Annotated in this window: 14 protein-coding genes; 5 read left to right on the top strand and 9 right to left on the bottom strand. The window is 46.9% G+C overall.

What is annotated here, in order from left to right; genetic code table 11:
- Window positions 1-128 precede the first annotated feature (128 nt).
- Entirely contained in the window at window positions 129-1520 is a 1392-nt protein-coding gene (gene radA / locus NWE73_RS05990) for a DNA repair protein RadA (protein WP_277577384.1), read from the top strand.
- Between the two features lie 11 nt (window positions 1521-1531).
- A complete protein-coding gene (locus NWE73_RS05985; RefSeq protein WP_277577383.1) occupies window positions 1532-1933 on the top strand; it encodes a Crp/Fnr family transcriptional regulator in 402 nt (133 codons plus the stop codon).
- A 5-nt stretch (window positions 1934-1938) separates the two neighbouring features.
- Here the strand turns inward: NWE73_RS05985 and NWE73_RS05980 are convergent, their stop codons facing one another.
- From NWE73_RS05980 to NWE73_RS05970, 3 genes are all read right to left on the bottom strand, one after another.
- A complete protein-coding gene (locus tag NWE73_RS05980; protein ID WP_277577382.1) occupies window positions 1939-2673 on the bottom strand; it encodes a substrate-binding periplasmic protein in 735 nt (244 codons plus the stop codon).
- A 113-nt stretch (window positions 2674-2786) separates the two neighbouring features.
- Complete coding sequence (locus tag NWE73_RS05975; protein ID WP_277577381.1) at window positions 2787-3110, bottom strand: KH domain-containing protein; 324 nt, start codon at window positions 3108-3110, stop codon at window positions 2787-2789.
- A 28-nt stretch (window positions 3111-3138) separates the two neighbouring features.
- The gene (locus tag NWE73_RS05970) at window positions 3139-3405 is read right to left on the bottom strand and encodes a KH domain-containing protein (RefSeq protein WP_277577380.1); all 267 of its coding nucleotides are present in this window, start codon (window positions 3403-3405) and stop codon (window positions 3139-3141) included.
- A gap of 313 nt (window positions 3406-3718) precedes the next feature.
- On the opposite strand from NWE73_RS05970, the gene NWE73_RS05965 reads away from it, so the two are divergent.
- The 3 genes from NWE73_RS05965 (at window position 3719) to NWE73_RS05955 (ending at window position 7173) form a co-directional block, all read left to right on the top strand.
- The gene (locus tag NWE73_RS05965) at window positions 3719-4156 is read left to right on the top strand and encodes a hypothetical protein (protein ID WP_277577379.1); all 438 of its coding nucleotides are present in this window, start codon (window positions 3719-3721) and stop codon (window positions 4154-4156) included.
- Window positions 4157-4303: 147 nt separating this feature from the next.
- Window positions 4304-5131, top strand: a complete 828-nt coding sequence (locus tag NWE73_RS05960; RefSeq protein ID WP_277577378.1) for an FkbM family methyltransferase — start codon at window positions 4304-4306, stop codon at window positions 5129-5131.
- A 59-nt stretch (window positions 5132-5190) separates the two neighbouring features.
- The gene (locus NWE73_RS05955; protein WP_277577377.1) at window positions 5191-7173 is read left to right on the top strand and encodes an FkbM family methyltransferase; all 1983 of its coding nucleotides are present in this window, start codon (window positions 5191-5193) and stop codon (window positions 7171-7173) included.
- A 214-nt stretch (window positions 7174-7387) separates the two neighbouring features.
- Here the strand turns inward: NWE73_RS05955 and NWE73_RS05950 are convergent, their stop codons facing one another.
- From NWE73_RS05950 to glpK, 6 genes are all read right to left on the bottom strand, one after another.
- A complete protein-coding gene (locus NWE73_RS05950; protein WP_277577376.1) occupies window positions 7388-10051 on the bottom strand; it encodes an RCC1 domain-containing protein in 2664 nt (887 codons plus the stop codon).
- A 20-nt stretch (window positions 10052-10071) separates the two neighbouring features.
- Complete coding sequence (locus NWE73_RS05945; RefSeq protein ID WP_277577375.1) at window positions 10072-20160, bottom strand: phage tail protein; 10089 nt, start codon at window positions 20158-20160, stop codon at window positions 10072-10074.
- 563 nt (window positions 20161-20723) lie between these two features.
- The gene (locus tag NWE73_RS05940; RefSeq protein ID WP_277577374.1) at window positions 20724-21728 is read right to left on the bottom strand and encodes a hypothetical protein; all 1005 of its coding nucleotides are present in this window, start codon (window positions 21726-21728) and stop codon (window positions 20724-20726) included.
- 1 nt (window position 21729) lies between these two features.
- Window positions 21730-22530 (bottom strand): TIGR02147 family protein, encoded by an 801-nt coding sequence (locus NWE73_RS05935; protein WP_277577373.1) that lies wholly within the window; start codon window positions 22528-22530, stop codon window positions 21730-21732.
- A 381-nt stretch (window positions 22531-22911) separates the two neighbouring features.
- Window positions 22912-23613 (bottom strand): flagellar brake protein, encoded by a 702-nt coding sequence (locus tag NWE73_RS05930; protein ID WP_277577372.1) that lies wholly within the window; start codon window positions 23611-23613, stop codon window positions 22912-22914.
- Window positions 23613-25100 carry a glycerol kinase GlpK gene (gene glpK, locus NWE73_RS05925; protein ID WP_277577371.1) on the bottom strand — a complete coding sequence of 496 codons (1488 nt, stop codon included), beginning with the start codon at window positions 25098-25100 and terminating at the stop codon, window positions 23613-23615. Before glpK ends, NWE73_RS05930 begins: the two co-directional genes overlap by 1 nt.
- Window positions 25101-25113: the final 13 nt, after the last annotated feature.

Below are 25113 nucleotides of genomic sequence, written 5' to 3'. Positions count from 1 at the left end.
TTTGCTGCTCTATTTACTGCCCTATTTACTCATCAACCCCGTCCGGGCTGAAGCAGGACACCGTCCGCCGTAGCGCGAAAGCGCGAAGGAGGATTGTATCTCTACTTTAATAATGATACCGAATATCCATGGCAAAATCGAAGACGAAAACGATCTATACCTGTCAAAATTGTGGAGCCCAACGCCCTAGGTGGGAAGGAAAATGTTCTGACTGCGGCGCGTGGAATTCCTACGTAGAGGAATTGCAGTTACCAGAGGTTAAAACCAGAGGTTGGTCGACCGGTGGTACTGACACAGCCAGTACAGCTAACAAACCTGTCTCCCTGGACCAAAGACTTGAAGAGATCAAATTAGATCGCTTCGACACCGGCTTCGAAGAGCTGAATCGCGTGCTGGGTGGCGGTTTAGCGCGCGGAAGCTTCGTGCTTTTGGGCGGTTCTCCGGGCATCGGTAAATCGACTCTTTTACTGCAAATGGCCGGCGGTCTCGCCGATCACAAGCACAAGGTGCTCTATATTTCTGGAGAAGAAAGCGTTTCACAAACGGGCTCTCGTGCTCATCGTTTAGGCATTCGCTCCCCGCTTATCGAAATTGGCTGCGAAAGTAATTTGCACAATGTGATGGAGCTTGCTCGTCATAAGAAGCCAGATGTCTTAGTCGTCGATTCCATTCAAACCATGTATTTGTCAGATCTACAGGCGGCGCCTGGTTCTGTCTCACAAGTGCGTGAGTGTGCCGGTCATTTGATGGGCCTGGCAAAACACGACAACATCACTGTGATTCTGATTGGTCACGTCACTAAAGACGGCAATATCGCCGGTCCTAAAGTACTTGAACATATGGTCGACTGCGTTCTTTCATTTGACGGTGATATCTCCTATGACTTCCGCTTGCTTCGCGCTTTGAAAAATCGCTTTGGGGCGGCTCAAGAATTGGGCGTTTTCCAAATGAACTCAAAAGGCTTGGAAGAAGTTTCCAATCCATCGGAACTGTTCCTTGGAGAACGTGGGGACCAACTGATCGGTTCAGCAGTATTTGCTTCGATGGAAGGCACAAGACCTTTATTGTGTGAGGTGCAAGCTTTAACTCTGTCCAGTCCGATGCCAATGCCTCGTCGTACCGCTTTGGGTATTGATGTGAACCGTCTGCATTTGTTGACGGCAGTTTTGGATCGTCATTTGGATATTCGTTTGGGCAATAATGATATCTTCATCAATGTGGTCGGCGGATTGAAATTGATTGAACCCGCTGCGGATTTGGCTGTTGCAGCCGCCATCTTATCGACAGAGAGCCGCAGGGATCTTGACGCTCACACCTGCTATTTTGGCGAAATCGGTTTGACCGGCGAAGTTCGTGGGGTCTCTTTTGTTGAAGCTCGCGTGAAGGAAGCCGATAAGCTTGGGTTCAAGCACTTCGTCATGCCTCTTTCCAATAAAAGGCATCTGGCTGATATAAAAATCTCTAAAGACAAGAAGATTTCATTTGTCAAAAACGTGCATGAGCTGCGTAAATTAATCTGAGGGAATTTTGAATGTCTGCTGATGCGATCGTAAAAGAAACTTATGCTGCTGGCGATTATATTTTCTTCGAGGGCGATATCGAAAGACATTTCTATATCGTCGAATCAGGTGTGGTCTCTATCTGTACGATGAATCGCCAAGGCCAGGCTGTGGTTTTGGGACAGGTTCGCGATGGGGAATCTTTCGGAGAGTTCGCTCTTTTAGAAAACAAACCTCGTTCGGCCTCTGCGGTCGCTGCGACTGAAGTGACATTGGTGCGTGTTTCTGAAGAAGGCTTTCAGCAACTCTTGGAAGAACTTCCCGTCTGGGCCAACTGCATGCTGAAGTCTTTTGCCGAACGTTTGAAAAACACAACGGCTGCTTTAAAAGAAGCTGAAGACAGCATTCGTAAATTAGAAAATCAAAGCACTTAAAACTTCTAGGGAACCGCCCCTTGGATAAATTCCTCAGAGTTGGCTTTGGCTTTCATATCTCGCAGTGCCAGCTCAAGATTTCTTAGAACTTCTCCGGCTTGGGGATGCTTCTTTGAGACTACAATATAACAGGGAATAACCTTAATAGATTTAGAAACCATTTTTTCATGGGAATTATTGGCAAGCCAATGCTCCATGGTTACATCATAATTTAACAGATAGCTGGCTCTTTGATTCTTTAACACCAGGCTGGCTTGATCCACAGATTTCACTTCAACGAGGGAAACACTTCTTTTGCGCTTTAGTTCATTCAACAGACCGCCATAAGAATAGCCAAAGATCAGCGCTATTTTCCTTGAATCAGGGACGGTCATATCCTCTGGAAAACTTTCACGAGAGTACGCCCAAAGTGACAACTTCATCTCCACAAAGAGTTCCTTGCCAATCAAAGTGGTCTCTTTGAATTCTGGAAAACTGCTGACCCCCATCCATACATCGATGGTTCCTGCCGCAACTTCAGTCATCATCCTTTTTGCTGGAACAAAAACGGGTTTCATTTTGTACCCGGAAGCCTTGAGAAGCTCTCTTACCCGCGCAGACAAAACACCTGTGGCTTTTCCCTGCTCATCGACTCCATAGAAAGGAGGGAAATCAATGATGGCCACTCTAAGTTCAGATTTGGCTTGAGCAACTCCGAACAGAACTTGTGTAGTAAAAATAAGCTTCAAAATTAGTGACATGAGTATGATTAAGCATTTGAAAGGCCGTCGATCCACTTACATACCTGCAATGTAAGATTCAAGGGGGCCTATTTGCTCCGCGACGCTACCCGAGCAATCAATTTATAGTTTATCTAAACTTCACACAGACTGGCTTTGAATCCTCGAACGCGAGCCGTGGCAAAAATAACAGTTCGCAAAGCTCGAATGGTTCGGCCCTCCTGGCCAACAATACGCCCCCGCTCATCGACCGGAGCCGTGATCTTATACTCGGTCACCTCACCAAGACTTTGATAGCTGACCTTGGCCGTTCCTACCCCAGCAAGGAGTTCATTCACAAGGAGCGCAAGAAGCTCACCGACAATTTTCTCGGACTCATGCTTTGGCTCAGCCGGATGACCTTCCTGAGTCACACTTCTGGCCTTTTTAATAACAAGTAAATCTTTTGGTTCGCCCAATGAAAAACCCCTTCAACAAAATGAAATTTTAAACGACCAGATCGATGACCGCGCGATGACCGTAGCTGCCCGACATTGCAGACACGAGATCTCTTAATGCCGTGATGTTTTTGCCTTTTGAACCGATCAGCCGTCCGCGATGTTCGGGATTTAGATTGATCTTAAAAACTATGGTTTTCTCTCCCAACATAAATTCAATGTTTACGCCATTATCGGGAGCGCCAGTCATTTCCCGAATCACTTTGTGCAATACCAAGCTGAGCTTTTGACTGACTTTTTCTTTAGTTGAATCCATATGACCTCCAACATATTTTGGAGGACTCCTCACAAAAGACTCAACACCTTCAACTGACCCTCGACCCGTTATTGCTCCGCAGTCTTCCGTCCATAAGTGATTTAGATTTCACCCAACGGATGTAGGATCCGCGTGCAGAGCGTGTTTCGCAGCTCAACCGAAACGGAGGTTGCTGTCGATGGTTTAGATAGCAATTCACTTTTTTCTCATGACAGGTTAGCAATTAGCGAAATTTCCGTTCGTCTTATAGAACCAGTGCTGTTTCAAAAAATATAAACTCATCCGGTCACTCCGGAATCACTCAGGAGATTAAATGAAAACCCTTTTTGCCATGTTGATTATTTTTGCTTCCACTAAATCATTTGCCTCTGGTCTTGCGGGTCGCGTTTCTGATGTTTGTCCTCAAGGACATATGTATACAGACTATGCTCTCTATAATGTAGAAGACTACTTCTGGGTTTTTGCTGACGAGGCGAAGACGCAACTCAAATCCAACAAATCTGTTGTAACGCTAGTGAATCCGAACGATCAAAAGCAATTTGCCCTTTTAGCCTTCAACAAATTAACAGTTTTTGGATGGACAAATGTGGGCGGCATGACTGCCGGCGCGAAAGGATATCTGCCTTATATTAATAAAATGGTCGATGCTGGTTGGACTTTGTGCGCTCGTTCAACGACGGGCCTGGGTATCAAACAACTTGAGCATATTTTAAAAACTGGCGAGATGGACAGCAGTTTTTCAAACAGATAATCGATTGAAGTCTATTAAAGTCAGGCCGACTGCTTCTGGCCTGACTATTCCCCTTTGCTCCGTCAAACGAAACCCTCTCCAATCAGAATACCAACTCAATCCACTATTCATTCTTGTACCAAAACTCTGTTCATCCTAAGATCAGCCATGCATTCATTTGAAATCTTTCCGGGCGAAAATTTTCAGCTTCTACTACACGATCAAGATGAAATCCTCTCAGAGATCATTCGAGAAAAAGGATTTTATTCACTCAACGACCTCGTTGTATTTCGCCAACTCTTAAAACCTCATTCTACAATGCTTGAGGTTGGTTCAAACTTAGGCTGGCACACCGTCGCCATGGGAAAATATCTGACCGAGGGTCTGATCTTGGCTGTGGAACCTGAGATGAAGAACTTCCAGCTTCTGAGTAGAAATATCACCCTCAATGAACTCAAACAGGTGAAGTGTGTGCGGGCGGCCCTTTCCAATTACAAGGGCCACGGAAGTTTGTCTCTATCCGGGGGAAATTTTGGCGATCATATTTTGGATCCACAAAGTCTGTTAGACAAAAGACCCTTGGTCGAAGTTGAAGTTTTAACCGGGGATGAACTAGTCAGCCAAGAAACTGGTTTCACAAAACTTGATTTTATTAAAATCGACGCTCAGGGAAGTGAATGCAAAATACTGGAAGGTCTGAAAGAGACCATTCAAAAATTTAAGCCAGCGATCATGGTGGAATACTCTCCCCGCCACATATCCGCCGCTGGTGATTCGGTGTTTGAAATTTTCGCCTTTATTGAGAAGAATTCCTACTTTCCCTTTCAAATTGTCGAAGATCTTCAGCGACCTAGAAATAGACTTCTTGATTTCGTCAGCATTGAAAATCTTCTGTCCGCCACCAAAATTCTTATGGAACGTGGCACTGGAGTTGACCTCCTATTGCTTAATCTTGAACACATTGAAGCCTTGAAACAACAAGGGATGCTTATTTAATATCCTTTCCCGAAGGAATAGATTGCCAGCACGAACTAAGATTTGTTTAAATTCTTAGCATGGACTCTCAGCTAAGTGACAAAATCGTTGGCCTTCTTGCAGCAACTCAACTCATTGAGGCTGAAGAGATTTTAAACCAATTCCCTTTGGAATCATGCGATTTTAATACAGCTTATTTGTGGATGATTTTAAAGTCCCATCAGCAAAAATATCAGGAAGCCTACAACTTAGTGACGGCATTGCAGACGCATCAGCCGGAAAACGTAAACCTTCGCTTTTACCGTGCCAGACTCTCTATTGCCCTTGGAAAATGGCAAGAAGGATTGGCTTTCTTTGACAGCATCAGAGGCTCTGGTCACTTCGGTGGGGAACTCGTTACAAAGAAGAAGCCTCTATGGTCCGGAGAATCACTCTGGGGAAAGACCCTGCTCATCGCCTGCGAAGGTGGCCTGGGGGACATTATATGTTTCTCTCGTTTTGCCCCCTACTTTGAGACTTTAGGCGCAAAAGTTATTTTGGCAGCTCCAGAGGAAATATTTCCGCTGCTGCGATCTTTACGCGGCGTCAGTGCCTTGGTGGAAATCAAGGGTGTGGATCAAGTCGACTTTGACTTTTGGCTGCCTTCACTTAGCTGCCCACGGGTTTTAAATTTGCCATTGTCTGAGATTGATGGAAGTCCTTTTTTACAGGTGCTAAATCCCTTTGTTGAATCCTGGAAGTCATTAACTTCATCATCCAAGAAAAAGGTCGCTTTAGCTTGGCAAGGAAACACCAAATTTGCGGAAGACTATCTCAGGAGTGTCCCCGCAGATGTCATAAAAGGTTTGCTGGATTCAAGCGATCAGTTCGAATTTTTCACCGTGTATCCAGAGCACAGTCACAACGGACTTAAAGATTCCCGACTCAAAAATCTAAGCTCTTATATTCGTGGACCTGAAGATTTGGCGGGTTTTTTAATGAACATGGATTTGGTGATTTCTGTCGACTCAGGACCTGCGCATCTAGCTGGGGCTCTTGGAGTCCCCGTGCTTTTACTCAATCGAGTCATGGGCTGGTTTACCTTTTCATGCGAGCCAGACACAACTCAACCACAAATTTCCTCTTGGTATAACTCAATGCGAATTTTACATCAGACGCAGTGGGGCCAATGGCAGGAAACAATCACACGTTCTTTGCAGTTCCTTAAAAACGAAGAATGGCCTAAAGACCAACGAATAAAAAGTGATGCCATCTATCATCCCAATAATATTTCATCCACAGGTGGTGTGATTGATCTGGTGCAGACGCGACAAGGTCCTTTTCTAACCGTTGTTACAGATTTTTTCGTTGGCCGCGCACTCAAAGAATATGGTGAATATTCGCAAGCGGAAGTTATTTTATTTTCCGAACTGATCAAGCCAGGAATGGTTGTTGTTGAAGCTGGCGCGCACTTGGGCGCCCACAGCGTTGCCTTCGGAAATCTTGTCGGTCCCAAGGGCAAAGTGATCTGCTATGAACCTCAGGAATTCTTGTGGACCATAAATCGCCAGAACTGTTTTCTACAAAATCTTACTCAAGTTGAAGTTCGAAAAGAAGGTCTCGCGCAGAAGAACAGTTCTCGCAAGATCGAAACGCCGGAATATTCTCGCCTTGGCAACTTTGGCGCATTGGAATTGAAGCTAGACCAATCTTCAGAAGATCCCCATCAAACGATACAAATGGTAACTCTGGATTCGCTCGAGCTGGATCGCTTGGATTTCATGAAGCTCGACATTGAAGGCATGGAGCTGGAGGCTTTGTTCGGGGCAGAAAAAACCATTCGTCGTTTAAAGCCTGTTTTGTATGTTGAAAATGACAGAACGGATATAGCTCCGGATTTAGAAAACCTTCTGCGATCTTGGGGATACATCCTTTATCAGCATTTCCCACCTCTGTTTAACACCGATAACTTCAACAAAAATTCTCTTAATATTTACCCGGGAATCATCACGAAAAATATTTTGGCGCTGCCTCAAGCCTGGGCTGACGAAATGCTGCGTAAGTTTGACTTAAAAAAGATATAATGATGTTTGCCATGGAAATAGGGATTAACCTTTATCTGCCACGCGAACCAGAAGGCTCCCCGGCGTCGCGAAAGCTCTGCTGAAATTTCCGCGAACACATCATCTAAAAATTTGCGCTGATACGGTGAAAAATTCCCGGTTTTTAACAACCGGATCCTCAACTATTGTGGCTTCAAAAAAATTAAAGATAGCGTAAACAGCATCAAACCTGAGACTACTTACTTGTCCCAAGGTTTACGATCGACAAATTGTCACCCATCTCTCCAGCCTGATCTCCCCTGACTGTAGTGTTGCCCTGACCCATTTGGCCGTATCCATTCTGCCCCCAACATTTCACTGTCGCATTATCCAGCACAGCGCAAGCATGATAGCTTCCGGCCGAAATTGATATAGCGCTGCGACCGGTTCCTAAACTAATCGCGGGCAAACTATCTCCCATCTCTCCGGCACCATCGCCCAAATTTGCTGTACTCTCCTGCCCAAGGCCTCCCGCAGCGTTACTGCCCCAGCATTTCATCGTTGAATTATCCAACAATGCACAACTCAAATAGCCACCACTAGCGATTTGCACAGCGCTACGCCCCGTACCCAAATTAATAGCTGGCAAACTATCTCCCATCTCACCAGCCCCATCGCCTAGATTATTGGTATGGCCCTGACCAAGCTCTCCATCAAAGTTATATCCCCAACATTTTACCGTTGAGTTATCTAATAGCGCACAACCATCTGCTCCTCCCAAGGAAACCTGCACGGCGCTACGACCCGTTCCCAAATTAACGACAGGCAAACTGTCGCCCATTTCGCCAGGACCATCTCCCATCGTTTGCGATGTACCTAATCCAAGTTGGCCCGATGAGTTTACCCCCCAACACTTGAGAGCACCATTATCTAAAATGACACAACTGAACTGTGACCCGACTGCCAATTGCACAACACTACGACCGGTTCCAAAATTTATCGCCGCTAAACTGTCCCCCATCTCGCCGACCCCATCACCTAGATTATTGGTATGGCCCTGCCCGAGTTGGCCTAAAAAATTCACTCCCCAACACTTCACGGTTGAATTGTCCAACAAAGCACATGAATATTCGAGACCAACACCAATCTGTTTAGCACTGCGACCTGTTCCCAAATCAATAGTTGGCAAACTGTCGCCCATCTCGCCAGCGCCATCACCCAAGTTGTTCGTATTTCCCTGGCCAAGTTGGCCATAGTTGTTTTTCCCCCAACACTTCACAGCAGCATTATCTAAAATGGCGCAAGTGTGAGAGTCGCCCACTGCGACCTGCACGGCGGTGCGACCGGTACCTAAATCAACATAGGGCAGGCTATCTCCTGTCTCACCAGCACTATCACCCAAATTCAATGTATTGCCTTGACCAAGTTGGCCAAAGTCATTTCGCCCCCAACACTTCAATTTAGAATTTTCCAAAATTGCACAAACACTAAAAGGACCACTCACCAATTGACTGACTTTTGAAAATTTCCCACCGAATACTTTCGCCAGTCGTGATGTTGCCATACCAAGTTTTATTGTTTGCAAACTATCGCCCATCTCACCAGCGCCATCACCCAAATTAGCAGTATGCCCTTGGCCAAGCTGACCATAATTATTGCTCCCCCAACACTTAACTGTTGAATTATCCAATAGAGCACAAACGTGATTTCCACTGGAAGATATTTGTACGGCTGCACGACCAGTTCCCAAATTAATCACAGGCAAGCTATCGCCCATTTCACCAGCGCCATCACCTAATGTCGTAGAATTCCCCTGACCAAGTTGACCAAAGGAGTTGTCTCCCCAACACTTCACCGTCGAATTATCCAACAGAGCACAGGTGTGTTGATTACCTAACGCCACCTGCACAGCTTTTCTACCAGTGCCTAAACTAATCGCTGGCAAGCTATCTCCCATCTCTCCAGCACCGTCACCTAAAGTTGAAGTACTGCCCTGCCCAAGATGGCCGGTGCTGTTATAGCCCCAGCACTTCACAGTCGAATCGTCCAACAAAGCGCAAGTATGATAGTAACCTGCTATGATCCGCACAGCGCTGCGACCGGTACCTAAATTGATAGCTGGCAAGCTATCACCCATCTCGCCAGCGCCATCGCCCAAATTTGTTGTACTTCCCTGGCCAAGCTGTCCAAAGCCGTTATTTCCCCAACACTTCACCGTCGAATTATCCAACAAAGCACAAGTATGCGAATAGCCTGCCGAGATCTGTACGGCACGGCGACCAGTACCTAAGTTGATAGCTGGCAAGCTATCACCCATCTCACCAGCTCCATCACCCATTTTTGCGGTACTGCCAATCCCAAGCTGACCACTGCTGCCTTCGCCCCAACACTTCACCGTCGAATTATCCAACAAAGCACAAGCATGCGAATAGCCTGCCGTGATCTGCACAGCGCTGCGCCCGGTACCTAAGTTGATAGCTGGCAAGCTATCACCCATTTGACCGCCCCCCCAACCTAGCGAGTTCCCATTCCCTTGACCAAGCTGACCACTGCTGCCTTCTCCCCAACACTTAACTGTTGAATTATCCAATAGAGCGCAGGTATGCATCCCACCTCCTGCGATCTGAACAGCGCTGCGACCTGTTCCCAAATTAACGAAGGCAAGACTGTCGCCCATTTCCCCCGCTCCGTCACCTTTGTATATTAGATTTTCCAATCCAAGCTGGCCATTGGCATTATATCCCCAGCACTTCACTTTGGAATTTTCCAACAGGGTGCAGACATGATTAGAGCCGACTGACACTTGCTTCACCTTGAGCGATTTCTGCTGATTCCACATAGCCGCAGGAAGTACTCCACCAGCTAATGCATTAAGAGTTCCCCAAAGAGTTGAAATTAAAATATAAATTCCTATCTGCATTTTATATTTTCCCAATATTTTTACTGCATATCAGTGATATAGCTCACGTAAGCTGTCGTGCCAGCCTTCAAAACTGTAATCAGAACATGCCCCGAACTATTTGAAACAACCGCACTAGGACAAGTCGGAGCACAACGCCAGGTAGAGACACTTGATCCCGACAACGTATAGCTACCTGTATTTTGCACAATCAAAGTATAACTTGTTCCGTCGCGCATATTATTTAAAACCAAGGTGCCTGCTGCCGCCGTTGTAGCAATAGTATTTGCGGTAGAAAAGTCGACAGTTAAAGAAGCGATCACAGAGTAAGCCGTTGTCAGAGAACCACCGGCGACTTCCAGTCTGCTGTTAGGTGCGGTCGTGCCGATACCGACGTTGCCAGTTGTATCTACCAACAATGACGGTGACGTACTTGCTATTGTTCGCAATCCGACAGTACCTGTTGCCGAACCTGCTGTGATCAAAACGCCGTTACCAGTTGATGCTTCCAATACGACTTTGTTGCGCTTTTGGAGGTCGGCGTTAGTACCAAACGAAGGAAAGGCCCATAGACCACCACCAACGTCAAAAGTTGAAACTGCGACAGTAGAAGCAGCGGAACCACCACTGCTTACCCAGTTACGAACGTAAAGTGAGGTCGCAGCATTCTGATCTTTTTGCACATCGAGACTGTAACTTGGAGAAGTAGTGCCAATCCCAACGTTGCCACTCGAATCAATTCTCATACGTTCTGAACCATTTGAAGAGAATGCCAATGCATTTGAACCAGGCGACCACATTCCTGAATTGGTATTTCCATTGAATGCAAAGGCTGGTACTGCCGCCGTTCCAGCGGTGGAAGTCAATTTAGGACCATTTGCGTTTGGAGAAATAAGACCCACACTGCTCACTTCGAATCTTTGAACTCCAGTCGTAGTCATCTCTAGCAGTCCAGCACCACCTGAGTAAAAGCCGGTATTAGGATCTGAACTAAAGGTAAGCGATGGCGCCGCCGCAGATCCTGTAGAGGCCTTCAATGGACCGGTCATGCTGACGGAACCATCTGCTTTGAAATCTCCTGTGGCAGTACTAATCAAATCCACATACGCTCCACCATTTTGAGAAACTTTGTAAGTATTCGATGTTGAATCAAAATAGATTCTTCCTTGACCTGCAGCAGAGACCGCTGGCGCCACCATTCCGCGCACGGTTACAGCACCGTTAACATCGAGAACTGATGATGGAGCTGTCGTACCGATTCCGACGTAACCAGTGGAGCTTATGCGCAAACGCTCTGTCGGGCTGCCCGCATTCGGCTGTGTAACTAATGCTAAATATCCAGCAGTATTGCCTGAAGTTCCATTTTCCTTACCGCCATTGATTCCAGAAAAGAACGTGGTGCTTGGAACTGCATTGTAATATCCGCCAAAAGCGATTCCCGATTTTGGATTAATATTATAATTATGAGTATCCATGAGTAGCTGATGGTAATTCAAATCTCCCGAGGCAGAACTGACACCTTCTTGAGTTAATGTATCTTTCAACCGAGCTGCGCCGTTAACATCCAGTAGCCATGTCGGAGAGGCATTTCCAATACCGACGTTGCCGTTCGCAAGAACTGTAAGCCCTGTACCAGCCGTTGAATTCGACTGAATTCTTGCAACAGTTCCTGAAGTTGAAGCACCTGTATTCGCTACATACAACAAACCATTCGTAGAGTTCACCGTCGCATTAGAAGTAGTCAGGCTCATCAAACTACCTGTAGTCAGAGCGTTCGCACTGATGCTCATTGGACTTTGAGTCGTGGCTGATGACCAGTTCCAGATTTGTCCGAAGTTCAAGTTGTCGATGGTATTCGTAGTCGTTGCAGGGGTAATACTAGAAAGTGCTCCACCACCTGCAGCAGGAACTAGGTCCGCGTAGGCTCCACCATTTTGAGAAACTTTGTACTTATTCGCAGTAGAATCAAAATAGATTCTTCCTTGTCCCGCAGCCGACAGCCCTGGAGCTGCCATACCACGCATAGTCTCTGCACCGTTAATATCAAGAACAGATGTGGGCGCTGCAGTTCCCGCACCGACATTGCCATTTGCCAATACCGTCAAACCTGTGCCAGCTGTAGAGTTCGACTGAATTCTAGCAACCATTCCAGAAGTTGAAGCACCTGTGTTCGCAACATACAACAAGCCATCAGTTGAATTTAAACTTGCGCTTGAAGAAGTCAAATTCAGCGCTGTTCCTGTCGTCAATGCATTCGCGATGATCGAGGCCGCATCCGTTGTTGTCCCAGTGAAGGTTTGAGTATAAACCCCCGTGCCAGAAGCCATCGTTAAGTTCTGATTGGCTGCAACTGTCGTCGCACCATTCAAGCTTACCGCACCGGTACCAGTCGCAAAGGTATTCGAACCAGAAACAGAAGTGTTTCCGGCAAGAGAAATACCACCGGAACCAGACTGCAATACCAAGCTAGAAGTCGTGCCCGAGTTACCAACAGTCGTCGCTGAACCTGCAGCACCTTGCACAGTCAATGCACCTGCAGATGTAAAGGCTGGTGTAGTACCACCGATCGCCAACGCGCCAGATGATGAGTTGAATGTAAAGTTCGGACTATCACCCACCGAATTAGCAGCCGTAGACAAAGTCACACGTCCCGCAGTCAATCCTGCGATAACACCTGATACTGCCTGCCAACTAGGAGCAGTACCCGCACCATTACTTGTTAAAACATAACCAGATGTTGCAGCTGGCAAGCGAGACATTGCTGTCGTTGTCGAAGCATACAGCAAATCACCGATTGCAAAGCTCGTCTGCCCTGTACCACCCATCGTCGCCGGCAAAGATGTAGACCAAGCAGGAACAGTACCCGAAGAAGTCAACACACCGCTTGCAGGGCTTGTTAGTGCTGTCACACCCGTCGCAGTTCCGTTACTTACTAACACGTTATTCGCAGTGATCGCAGCACCTGTGTTTTGCAAAATGTTATTCGTTGCTAAACCCACACCCGTGACTGTTGTGCCATTCACTTTTCCAACCGTCGTCACACCCGTATTCGATACAGTCACATCGCCACTCATCGTAACGATTTGTGGCGCATTCGAAGTTTTGCCGACCACGATTTGCCCGTCATTCATTACGCCCAGCTCTTTAATCGCACCCGCACCTGAATACATCAGCTGATTGTTCGTCAAAGCAGTCGAAGAATTTGTACCACCGTTTGCAATCGGCAAAACTCCAGACACATCGGCCGTTAAGCTCGCTGCCGCGGTAGTATAAGTTCCTGCACCGGTGCGCTTAACAAAACCCGTCGTTGAAAGTCCGTTCAATCCTGTCAACTCTGTACCTAAACCAATAGTTCCCGTTGAAGTGATTGTACCACCCGTTAAACCAGTTCCAGCTGTGATCGAAGTCACAGTACCTGCACCAGCACCGTCACCAATCGCAACCCACGCTGAACCCGTGTCGCGATAGATCGTGTTCGTGTCAGAAGAGATATAAATTCTGCCCGCAGTTCCAAATGCGGGACGAGAAGCAAACAGACCTGTTTGCATGCTTGGAGTGCCACCAGTGTTTTGCACGCCATCAGTGATTCCGTAACCAATCAGTGTCGTTGGCTTACCAGAGGTAATTTTAGCCCAATCTAATCCTGGGATATCCGTAGCAACAAGTGTAGTACCAGAAGTCACGCGACCTTGAGCGTCTGTTGTTACCTTTGTATAAGTTCCAGCAGTACCGGTGCTTTTCAAAGTCACAGCGCCCGTGTTAGCCATCGTTGCGTCACCCGACATACTCACAGGAGCATACTGAGTCGCACCGTTGTTATAGACTAGGAACTGAGTATCAGTAGGTGCAGTTCCGCTAACCGCTGTGCCTTTAATTTTATCAACGGACATTGTTGTGGAAGTTCCAGATACGTCACCAGAAAATGCTGATCCGGTTCCTAATTTGCTATTGAAGGTGTTCCAGTCGCCAGAAGTCAAAAGACCACGATTTGCCCCAGAGGCATTGGGGAAATTGAAGGTATGTGTTGTTGAAGTGGAATTGATATTGAAATCTGCTCCAGATGTTCCCGTCGCAAAAGTTTGTGTAGCTCCTGTCAAACCATTCAACGAAGTAATACCAGCCCCACTCGCAGCAAAGGCCGTCCATGCTGTTCCGTTACAATACTCGACATTGCCGGCGTTATAACGAATCGCACCCGCGATACCAGCCGCACAAGCCGTCGCATCCGTACCGACGCGAACCGCACCGGCTACGTCCAATTTAATAGATGGAGTTACAGTTCCAATTCCGACCTTACCAGTATTATCAATTCTGATGCGTTCAGCAGGTGTCGAACCATTATTGCGTGTCCAGAGAGAAAGATATCCGCTATAGTCACCTGTCGTAGCATTTGTTTTACCGGCTTTAATTCCGGCCAAATCAGTGCTAGCGCCACCTGATGTGTATTTACCCAGGAAGGAAATACTTCCACCCACATCGGTTGCCATCGCCGTCGTATCTGTCAACGACATGACCCTGACATAAGAATTTGACGTGGTTGCAGCACCGATCACATCAAGAGGAGCAGCAGGAGTGCTTGTGCCAATTCCCACAGAACCTTTATCGACCGCCAAAGAAACGTTATTATTATCAACCAAAATAGCCGTATCCGTGGTCGTCATTTTCTGATTTCCCGCCGTATACAGATATCCACGCAAGATTCTGGTTACACTGTACGGCTGGATGTACATCTCATTGGTATTGTAGTTTCCGATCGCATTATAGTTTCCAGCCACGTTGGTAGAAATTCTAATTCTGTCTGCGGCACCGACATTTTGAATATCTAAAGGAGCGCCGGGCGTTGCCGCATTGATACCAACATTTCCAGTTGCATCAACACGAATGCCTTCATTGCCACCATCGCCACTAAGCCAGTTTGCACCCAATTGAATATTTTGAGTTGCCGTATGATTACCTAAATTATCAGCACCCGCAGACTGAGCCACCCAGGACAGAACACCAGATCCATTGGTTTGCAAAACTTGATTGGCAGTCCCCGCCGTCGTTGGCAAAGTTAGAGTATAGTTCGTGAAAGAAGTTGGCGCCTGAATCGTCGCAGTACCACTTGTGGAACCTTGAATTCCAACACCATAAAAACCACTGACACCGGAACCATCACGCTGAACGACTGTATTATTGGAAGCGACCGTATTGCCAATCACTGTAGAGTAAGCACCCGCGCCCGTTCTTTGAACGAAGCCCGTTGTCGCCAATCCGTTTACCCCCGTCAGTTCTGTCCCCAGACCAATAGTGCCTGTGCTTGTGATTGTTCCACCCGTTAAGCCCGTACCAGCGATGATGCTTGTCACTGTGCCAGCACTCGCATTGGCACACTCCCAGCCATTTGCTGTTTTTGACAACGTCTGACCGTTTGTACAAGCCATGTTGTTGGGTGCATAAGTAAAGTATTTTCCTGAGCCACTGGTGATCTTATTGACAGACACATCATTAATTTTTGCATCTGTGACTGCGAGATTGTTGATCTTCGCAGTGGTTACAGCATTTGCCGCAATCGTCGCAGCTGCAGATCCTGGACCCGTGGCAGTTATATCCCCAGTTAAATCTGTCAAATAGTTACCTGCTGGTTGCTTCGCTACGAAAGAATCGTAATCAGTTTTGCTAAGAAGACCTGCAGTTGTACCCGCAGAAGACGCCAAAGGAATATTCAAAGTGTGAACATTAGAACCTGAAGACCATGCTGGCGCAGCGCCCGCTGTTCCAATCGCAAACGTTTGCGCAGAACCTGTTTGCCCGCCTAAAGATGTCAATCCTGCTCCTGAAACACCAAGAGCAACTGCCGTAGAGCCGTTCCAGTATTTAATCTCATTAGTATCCGTGCGATACCACATCTTACCTTTGTCACCGGCGACAAGCCCACCTGGATCTGTAGCAACACCGTTAAGACCCAAAAGCCCTGACATCACATCACCGGCTTTATTTAGAGGAGTAAAGCCCAACGCTGTCGTTACATCTCCAGAAGCGATATTCGCTCCCACAGTCACACGACCTTTTGTATCCACTGTGACTTTCGAGTAAGTTCCCGCGGTCACACCACTTGAAGCAAGTGTCAAAGCGCCAGTATTTGATATAGTCGCGTCGCCAGAGACAGTCTGTTCCGCGGCAACATTTGAACCATTACCGATAAAGACTTTCCCATTTGTCAAAGTTGAAGACTGAGCATCTGTGATGCCATAGCCCGCAAGTGTTGTCGGCTTGCCCGTGATCGAAGTCCAAGCTGGTGTCACCGTCACATTCGATGCAGCAGTCAAGCGACCTTGAGCATCTACGGTGAACGTTCCCACCTGAGTTGCAGAGCCATAAGACGCTGCCGTAACTGTGGTATTAGCCAATGAAATGGTACCAGTCCCTGTGATTGGACCACCAGTCAATCCAGTTCCCGTCGCAACGTTAGTCACAGTTCCACTTGTTGCCGGAGCCTGACAGGCCCAACCAGTCACCGTCCACGTTGCAACATGGCCCGCAGTTCCGCAGGCGAAGTTATTAAACTTGCCCGTTGAATCTACGATAGCAATTCCTGAAGTTGCTGTATTCACGCCAGTGAAATTCAAATCAGCGCCTAAAATAGTGCCATCAAGAATTTTACCAGTCGTCACTGCATTCGCAGCAATCGTCGCTGCCGCTGAACCTGGCCCCGCCGCAGTCACATCACCAGTCAACGCTGTGACATAGTTACCTGCTGGTTGTTTTGCTACGAAAGAATCGTAATCTGTTTTACTTAACAGACCTGCTGTTGTTCCTGCAGAAGACGCCAATGGGATATTCAATGTATGAGTATTGGAAGATGATGACCATGCTGGCGCTGCGCCCGTCGTTCCTACTGCAAATGTTTGAGTGGAACCATTTTGACCGTTCAATGAAGTAAGACCGGCACCGGAAACACCAAGAGCAACCGCACTTGTTCCGTTCCAATATTTAACTTCGTTGGTATCCGTGCGATACCACATCTTACCTCTATCACCAGCGACAAGACCGCCCGGATCTGAGGTCACACCATTAAGACCAAAGTTTCCGGTCATCACATCGCCCGCTTTATTTAGCGGCGTATAACCAAGAGCCGTTGTCACATCACCTGAAGCGATACTCGTTCCAACAGTCACGCGACCTTTTGCATCGACAGTCACTTTAGAATAAGTTCCCGCAGTCACACCGCTTGAGGCCAATGTCAACGCTCCAGCATTAGATAGTGTGGCATCACCGCTCATCGTTTGAGCCGTTGCTACATTCGAAGCATTACCAACTAGAATTTTACCATCCGCCAATGTGGAAGACTGAGCATCTGTGATGCCGTAACCCGAAAGAGTTGTCGGCGTCCCTGTGATCGAAGACCACGCCGGAGTCACCGTCACATTGCCCGCTGCAGTCAAACGACCTTGAGCATCGACTGTGAAAGTTCCAACTTGAGTTGCTGAACCATAAGAACCCGCAGTCACCGCGGTGTTAGCTAATGAAATAGTGCCAGAGCCAGTGATCGTACCACCCGTTAGTCCCGTGCCTGTTCCTACGCTTGTGACCGTTCCACTGGTTGCTGGAGCTTGACATGTCCAACCCGTCGCGGTCCAGGTTGCGACATGACCTGCGGTTGCACAGGTGAAGTTATTAAACTTACCCGCTGAATCAACGACTACAATTCCTGAAGTCGCATTGTTGACGCCAGTGAAATTCATATCAGCACCTAAAATAGTGCCATCTAAGATTTTAGAAGAATTAACAGCGCCCACAGCAATCGTTGCTGCCGCAGAGCCAGGCCCCATGGCCGTCACATCGCCAGTTAGATCCGTAACATAGTTACCGGCCGCCTGTTTACCAGCGAAAGAATCGTAATCAGTTTTACTTAAAAGACCCGCTGTTGTTCCCACAGAAGATGCCATCGGGATATTCAATGTATGAGCATTCCCTGCAGAAGACCAATTTGGTGCTGCCCCCGTAGTGCCAGGCACCGCTAAAGTTTGAGTCGAGCCTACTTGACCATTGAATGAAGTTAGACCCGCACCAGAAATACCCAGAGCCTGCACTGCAGCTCCATCCCAATATTTAATCTGGTTACTGGTGGTATTAAACCAAGTCCGACCTTTTTCCGTTGCTCCCCAACCTGCCGTTGATGGATCCGCTGCATAAGAGCCCAATTGAAGATTTTTATTTGAAGCTAAAGATAAATTTCCCGCATTCGTAATATCTTGGGCACCCATGTTGAGGGTACCTGTCATGGTGCCACCAGCAACTGGCAGCTTCGTCGTATCTGCGGCAATTCGCGCATCCACAGCCGTACTGAAATCAGTCACCTGTGAAGCGGTGATTGCAATGTTCACACACGTAAAGCCACCCACTGGTGAAATAAATTTCAAAGTTTGATTATCAGTACAAGTTGCCAATTGAGCGTATGGAACTTTCGCATCCAAATCAGTTTGAAGATTTGTTACATCTGAAACAGCCAGTGTCGAGACACCACTTGAAACGCGACCTTGCGCATCCGTTGTCACTTTGTAGTAAGTTCCAGCAGCGCCAGTGTTTTTTAAAGTTGTAACACCCGCAATATCAATTGTCACATCACCGCTGAGTGATACGGCGGCCGCATTCCCACCGGCATTACCAACCCAAATTTGGGCAGAAGGCAAAGTACTGCCACTGACCGCAGAAAGTTTATTAGAGAATGTCGTATAATCCGCTGCGGTTAAAAGACCACGATTTAAAGCAGAAGCACTTGGTAAATTGAAAGTATGCACGCCAGAAGCGGAATTAATATTAAAGTCAGTACCACTCGTGCCCAAAGCAAAAGTCTGAGCATTGTCGCTCAAACCATTCATTGACTGCAGGCCCGCACCCGCAGTCCCAATAACTTTGGCCTGAGTCCCATCCCAGTATTTCATTTCATTGCTTGTCGAGTTAAACCAAATCTTACCTTTGTCTGCAGGAGTCAAGCCCACTGGATCCACAGCGTTGTTAGACAAGTGCAAAGATTTCGAAGGATTCATCGTAATATAACCGGTCAGAGTTAAGTTCTGACCATTCATATCGATAGCACCAGTCATGGTGCCGCCGCTCAAAGGTAGTTTTGTGGCATCAGCAGCGATTCGCGCATCAACGGCCGCGCTAAAATCACTCACCTGCGAAGCGGTGATCGAGGTCGAAGTACAAACAAATCCACCCACTGGGGAAACGAATGTCCAAGTTTGTCCCGCTGTACAAGTCGGCATTTGAGAATACAAAACGCGATCGTTTAAAGCAGTTTGCAAGCCTGAGACATCCATTATTCCCAAGCCCAAGCCAGATTTGATCGCAGCATTGTCAGTGGATAAAACACCGGCGCCATCTATAGCCAGGCCACTGCCCGCTTGCACGATGCCCGTCGAAGTTGTCGTTGCCAAAGCAACAGCACCACCGGCACTCACGCAACTCAGAACTCCACCTGAAGCTTTTAGCACCTCGCCCACATTACAAGAAGGCAGATTCGCTTTCGCAAAAGCCTTCACCGAAGGATCGGTTTCATTTGCCGGAACAACCGTTGCGACATCAGAATTCAAAACAAAATCGCTCGGTACTTTTCCTTGCAGACTTGCAGAATCGCTGGACTTTTCGGCTAACAACGCAAAAGGGATATTCGTCACCCGGTGATAGGGCTGAATAATCTGAACACCATAACCATCATGAGCATCAAACTCGATGCGGACCTGACGCAGATCATTCGCTGCCGGAGTATAAGCCCCGCCTGGGCACCCACCGGCATCTACATTAGTCAAACCAGACAATGAAGGTGCTGCTTTATCAAAAACTTTAACGACGGAATCTGTGCTTTGTGGAGTTACGCTATCATACACATTGTAAGCTGTTGTCCCAGTTCCAATATCGATGTCAAAATTTCCAGCAGTCAAAGAAAGGTTTTTACCTAAATGATTTTCAGAATAAAGAAGACAGCCGCCCGGGCTTAGGACCTTAATAACGAAGTCGACATTTGCCGAGGTCAACGATGTCCCTGTCGCGCTATTACTGATATGTCCGCTCAAGTGAATACCAACAGGGTTGGCCTGTGCACTTGATAATCCCATCAGTATTGAAGTGATCAGAAGTAACTTCATCATCAACCGCCTAGTTTAAGTCCACATCATAAATTCCGCTACGTACCTTGCTATGAGAGACCATAGGTCCTACTGCACTCTTCACTATGTACCGTCCATCACCAGAAGCTGACTTTGAGACAAACACTGTTCCTGTTGCTCGCGCTGTAGAAACTTTTGTGGGAGTTGCTTCTGGGGTGTTAAAGGTTTGCGGAATAAGTTGCTCGAGCGACGCCTCGATGCTGCACGAGCAAAGAAGCTCAGTCGCCAATGCTAACAAAATGATTCCGCGAAAATTCCTAAACACTTCCATGTCTTATCTATCGGAAGATCGCTCATAATTTTCGCCACTCATTACAGCCTCGTAAGAAGTCACTGCTCCCCTATGCTCCCCAATCAATGAATCTCAATGTGAGTAATACTATATTGGCAATGAGGATTGTGCGATTCAACAGAGCGGCTGTCTTACCGCTCCCCCACTCTCCATGACTGGTCGATGTGATAGGCATGCACAAACCTCGCACTGATCATGCGAAGTTCACGCTAGTTATAAGTCTGTTTTAATTGAACTGTTTTAGAAGAACTTAGTTTGGAAATTGAATTTTCAATGCCCCGACTGGAGCGTTCATTTCATCAGAGATCGTGTAGGAATGTTCAAACTCATCAAAACTGTCGACATCAATCCACAGCAAAAGGGGATGATTCCCGTCAGCCCCCGGAGAGTCCAACTTCACGCAGTCGCGATTGATCTCACAAAGACCCAGCAACTCTTCCGCTGCTGAATAGTATTGATCAGCCTCAGACATTTTTAACAAATGCATACGGAGTTTACTGTTGCAGGTGAAGTTGGCATAACGGGAAAAGCGCCACTGGTTTTCATAAAGACATTCAATAAATTCCCGGCCCGTGATCTCTTCAAGAAGAACCTTTTTTGAAGCGTCCTGAAGCCTATTTAAGTCCGCGTAAAGAACCTCTTCATCGTGACCAGTTAAGTGCGCCAGCTTTTTAACAAATAAATTTCTTCGCGCTTCTCTATTTTCATCGTGGCTTTGCAAATAGCTCTGAAAGGCCATTTCTAAGATAACAACATCACGATAGTTTAATGCGGGATCCACAATCCACAGTTGCTCATGCAAAAGCAAAACTTCTTGTTCGATCACTCCCAACTTAAAAAAGTCCGGCAGCAGATAGGTGGCATTTCTGTGAATGCTGGTTAAAGCAAACAACTTCAAGGACTCTGATCTGATACCAGTGATGCTTGCATATGTTTGTAAAATACTCTTTCTTTCAGCTTCAGAAAGCAGATCTTCATTGCTCGAGTAGTAAACTCTTTGTGCCGATGGCATGAGATTTTTGGTCAATCGAATCTTAAACTCTTCACTCACTGGAAGATCTATGAGTTCACGCTTCAACAGCTCCAATGCTTTCAGGTTTTCAGAGGTCAATGATTGCCCTTTAAGACCCACCTCAAAGGAAGCAAATGTTGTACAAACACCGGAAGAGCAGACGCCCCCTCCTCCATTCAGCACTTCCGTCCCGGCAAATGCAGAGACAGACCATCCCCAAGTAAGCGCAAGAAGGAGAAACATATTACTCACCGGAAACCTCAAAAAATTGAATGGACATACAATAGACCGAGTTTTTATCAGCCATGGACTCCAACTCTTGTGTCAGCTCTCTGCGGAAATCTCTGATGCGCGTTTTAGCATACGACAGGCCTTCTTTACTGGTCGCAAGCATCACCGCTGAAAAATCGCGGCTGTCGACATTGTTCTCTTTAATGGACCCCACTGCTTTACCAATAACTTGGCGGTGAAACTCCCGGATCGCCTCATTGGGCACATCTTGCAGGGTTTTATGAGAATCATGTGATATTTCCCAAACACCTTCTGGAGTCAGGTTGAGCAGACCCAAGCTTGTTAAACGCTGAAAAGCTTCTTCAGACTGTTCAATGGTAATTCCAAGCTTGTCTGAAATGCTTTGAGGATTGGGCTGGAATCCTGACAAGTGAAAGCATTCTAGAAGAGCGACATGATACCACTCGGATATCATTTTAAAAGCGTCGTGGTTGATTTCAAAATAGTGATCACCGCGATTGCGAAGTCTTTTTTCCGCGTTCTCACGAACTTGCTCGGACCGAGAATGTTCAACAATTACCAGATCGACAAAATAGTCTTTTATCCCCGCTGGAAGATTAAGCTTTTCTGCGATGTTCACCGCGCGCGATTCTGAAATCCCGCCCTTACCACTCAACATCTCACTCATTCGCGAGGAATTCATTCCGATATCACGGGCAAACGCACGCATCGAATAGCGCGGATTCTTTTTCTTTCGCTTCTCATACTCGCGTAGGATGAAACTTCGATAATCGATCTTCTTATCACTCTGCATGCTCAAGCACCCACAAATTCTTCGTCGTCCATTAAAGCCATCGAAGATCCAACAAACTAATCTGTCAGCGAACATAAAGCGCAATCAGAACAAGTTTCAATTAAGTTAGGAGAGCTCACAAAAAGGATGCTCCCCCTTGCTCCGCACACAAAACACTTCGCCGCAATCAGCATTCGTATAGAACAGGAGGGTTGCTCAACTCTAGACTAAAATTCACAAAGTCAGACGTTCGGATGAATTCGTGTTTCCAACTCTTCCGAAACAATCTTAAATTTGCAAATTCGTGTATTCTTTTTAATTTTGGATGGTTATTGACGTAATTAGATCAAATACTCTATCTGGTTTTTTGATGAAAAATTGCCGTTGGAGATCGTTCTGCCATCATCTTTTACCAGCATACTTCACAAATATCTCTCGCTGCAGATCCATCATTAAACTGAGCAGCCGATTTTCCATGGTGTGGTCAACATCGAGAAACTGCAAACCGGCCACTTGTGATGGTTTTCCCTGAAGGTCTTTCTTCTGCGCAAAGCGCACTTCCAGTTCGAACTCCATGGGGCGGCGAATTCCCAAACGCATGGTCCCTTTGATCTTCTCTCCCAAGACTAGTTCTGGAGCGATGAAAGGCAGTTCAACCTTAATCCCACCGGCACTGACATCGACAATGCGACCTTCGAGAAAATAATTTTTCCCGCCATGCAAATGCAAAGTGAAAACCGCATCGTAACGTGAAGGAAGATCAATACGAGCATTGGCGCGACGTTGAAGTTGAAAAAGATCGCTGTCGATTTTCAAAACAGCCCAGCCAGAATGAAAGCTCAGTTCCGACTGAAAGAAATAGCGTTCACTCCTAAACGGAAAGTTCACCATGACCTTCTGTGGTCTTTCAAATTTTTTCGAATCCGCCGTATGATGGCACAGAAGATCTTCATCTTTCTCAGTCTGAATGGCAATCAGATGAAAGATCTCATCATTCTCACCTTTTAACGCGACTTGAATGCGATCCGAAGCGATCTCTCGAAAAAGCATCTTCTTATCCGAGACACCTACTTTTTTAAAAATCACTTGTCCCTGTTCCGCCATTAGACTCTCTCCAAAGCCTTTTCCCAACGCTGCATGCGTTCTTTGCGCGCTTTCAACTGCATTTTCACTTTGAACTCTTTATTGGTTTTCCAAATGCGCTTGAGTTGCTTCACATCTTTCCAGAAGCCAGCGCCAAGACCAGCCATAAAAGCCGCACCCATCGCCGTGGTTTCCAGATTTTGCGGACGGATAACATTCAAGCCCAAATAGTCCGCTTGCATCTGCATAAGAAGATCATTGGCAGCAGCTCCGCCATCGACTTTCAGAGTTTTAATTTTCTTACCCAAATCTTTTTGCATCGTGACCAGCACGTCGACATTTTGCAAGGCCATCGCCTCCAAGGTCGCTCGCGCAATATGGGCCTTCGTCGTTCCACGAGTCAGCCCGCAAATCAAACCACGAGCCTCTGGCTGCCAGTGAGGAGCACCCAAGCCTGTCAGCGCCGGAACAAATTCCACGCCTTGAGTGTCTTCAACTGTCTTTGCCAGTTTTTCAACATCTGCAGATTGTTGGAAAAGTCCCAAGCCATCGCGCAGCCACTGAACCGCCGCACCACAAACGAAAGCTCCCCCCTCCAGGGCGTAAGTCATCTCTTCATTTTTCAATTTCCACGCAACGGTTGAAAGAAGTTTGTTTTTGGATTTAACAATTTTCTTTCCCGTATTTAGCAAAACAAAGCTGCCCGTGCCGAATGTGCATTTGGATTCGCCCGCCTCGAAGCAGATCTGACCAAACAAGGCTGACTGCTGATCCCCGATCATTCCCGTTATTGGAATTCCATCCGGCATAAAACCAAGACCTTGCGTGCGACCGAAATCAGCATTGCTTGGACAGATCTCAGGAAGTATTCCCTGCGGAACATTGAACAGTTTCATCAACTCTTCATCCCACCAACCGGTGTGAATGTTCATCAACATAGTGCGAGAGGCATTGCTCACGTCTGTTTTGTGAGAAGTTCCAGCTGTCAATCTCCACAACAGATACGTGTCAACATTGCCCGCAACCAATTGACCGGCGCGAGCTTTCTGCATGGCTTTCGGTGCGTTTTTTAAAATCCATTGGATTTTTGACGCAGAAAAATACGGATCCAATACCAAACCTGTTTTGGCAGTGATCATCTTTTCTTTTTTTGCTTTCTTTAACTTTTCACAGATCTCTTGCGTGCGACGACATTGCCAAACGATGGCGTTGTAGACTGACTTTCCAGTTTTACGATCCCAGACCATGACAGTTTCACGTTGATTGGTTATGCCAATGGCCGCGATTTGTGATCCGCTGATCTTTGCTTTTTCCAGCGCCAGTCGCATGGATCTTTGCGTCGAATGCCAAATGTCCTCAGGGTCATGCTCCACCCAACCTGGCTTCGGAAATATCTGCTTGAAAGATTCACGCGCCTCAGCAACGAGACCTCCGGCTTGATTGACTATGCAAGTTCGTGAGCTGGTTGTTCCTTGGTCGATGGCCATGATAAAAGAAGAAGACGACATAACTACTCCTGAC

It is taken from the genome of Bdellovibrio svalbardensis (assembly GCF_029531655.1).
In the GTDB taxonomy this organism is placed as follows: Bacteria; Bdellovibrionota; Bdellovibrionia; order Bdellovibrionales; family Bdellovibrionaceae; genus Bdellovibrio; species Bdellovibrio svalbardensis.
This window is presented reverse-complemented; position numbering and strand designations above follow the sequence as displayed.

Coding starts and splice junctions, on each gene's coding strand:
- radA (WP_277577384.1), top strand. CDS start 129: ATGGCAAAATCGAAGACGAAAACGATCTATACCTGTCAAAATTGTGGA.
- NWE73_RS05985 (WP_277577383.1), top strand. CDS start 1,532: ATGTCTGCTGATGCGATCGTAAAAGAAACTTATGCTGCTGGCGATTAT.
- NWE73_RS05980 (WP_277577382.1), bottom strand. CDS start 2,673: ATGTCACTAATTTTGAAGCTTATTTTTACTACACAAGTTCTGTTCGGA.
- NWE73_RS05970 (WP_277577380.1), bottom strand. CDS start 3,405: ATGGATTCAACTAAAGAAAAAGTCAGTCAAAAGCTCAGCTTGGTATTG.
- NWE73_RS05965 (WP_277577379.1), top strand. CDS start 3,719: ATGAAAACCCTTTTTGCCATGTTGATTATTTTTGCTTCCACTAAATCA.
- NWE73_RS05960 (WP_277577378.1), top strand. CDS start 4,304: ATGCATTCATTTGAAATCTTTCCGGGCGAAAATTTTCAGCTTCTACTA.
- NWE73_RS05955 (WP_277577377.1), top strand. CDS start 5,191: ATGGACTCTCAGCTAAGTGACAAAATCGTTGGCCTTCTTGCAGCAACT.
- NWE73_RS05950 (WP_277577376.1), bottom strand. CDS start 10,051: ATGCAGATAGGAATTTATATTTTAATTTCAACTCTTTGGGGAACTCTT.
- NWE73_RS05945 (WP_277577375.1), bottom strand. CDS start 20,160: ATGAAGTTACTTCTGATCACTTCAATACTGATGGGATTATCAAGTGCA.
- NWE73_RS05940 (WP_277577374.1), bottom strand. CDS start 21,728: ATGTTTCTCCTTCTTGCGCTTACTTGGGGATGGTCTGTCTCTGCATTT.
- NWE73_RS05935 (WP_277577373.1), bottom strand. CDS start 22,530: ATGCAGAGTGATAAGAAGATCGATTATCGAAGTTTCATCCTACGCGAG.
- NWE73_RS05930 (WP_277577372.1), bottom strand. CDS start 23,613: ATGGCGGAACAGGGACAAGTGATTTTTAAAAAAGTAGGTGTCTCGGAT.
- glpK (WP_277577371.1), bottom strand. CDS start 25,100: ATGTCGTCTTCTTCTTTTATCATGGCCATCGACCAAGGAACAACCAGC.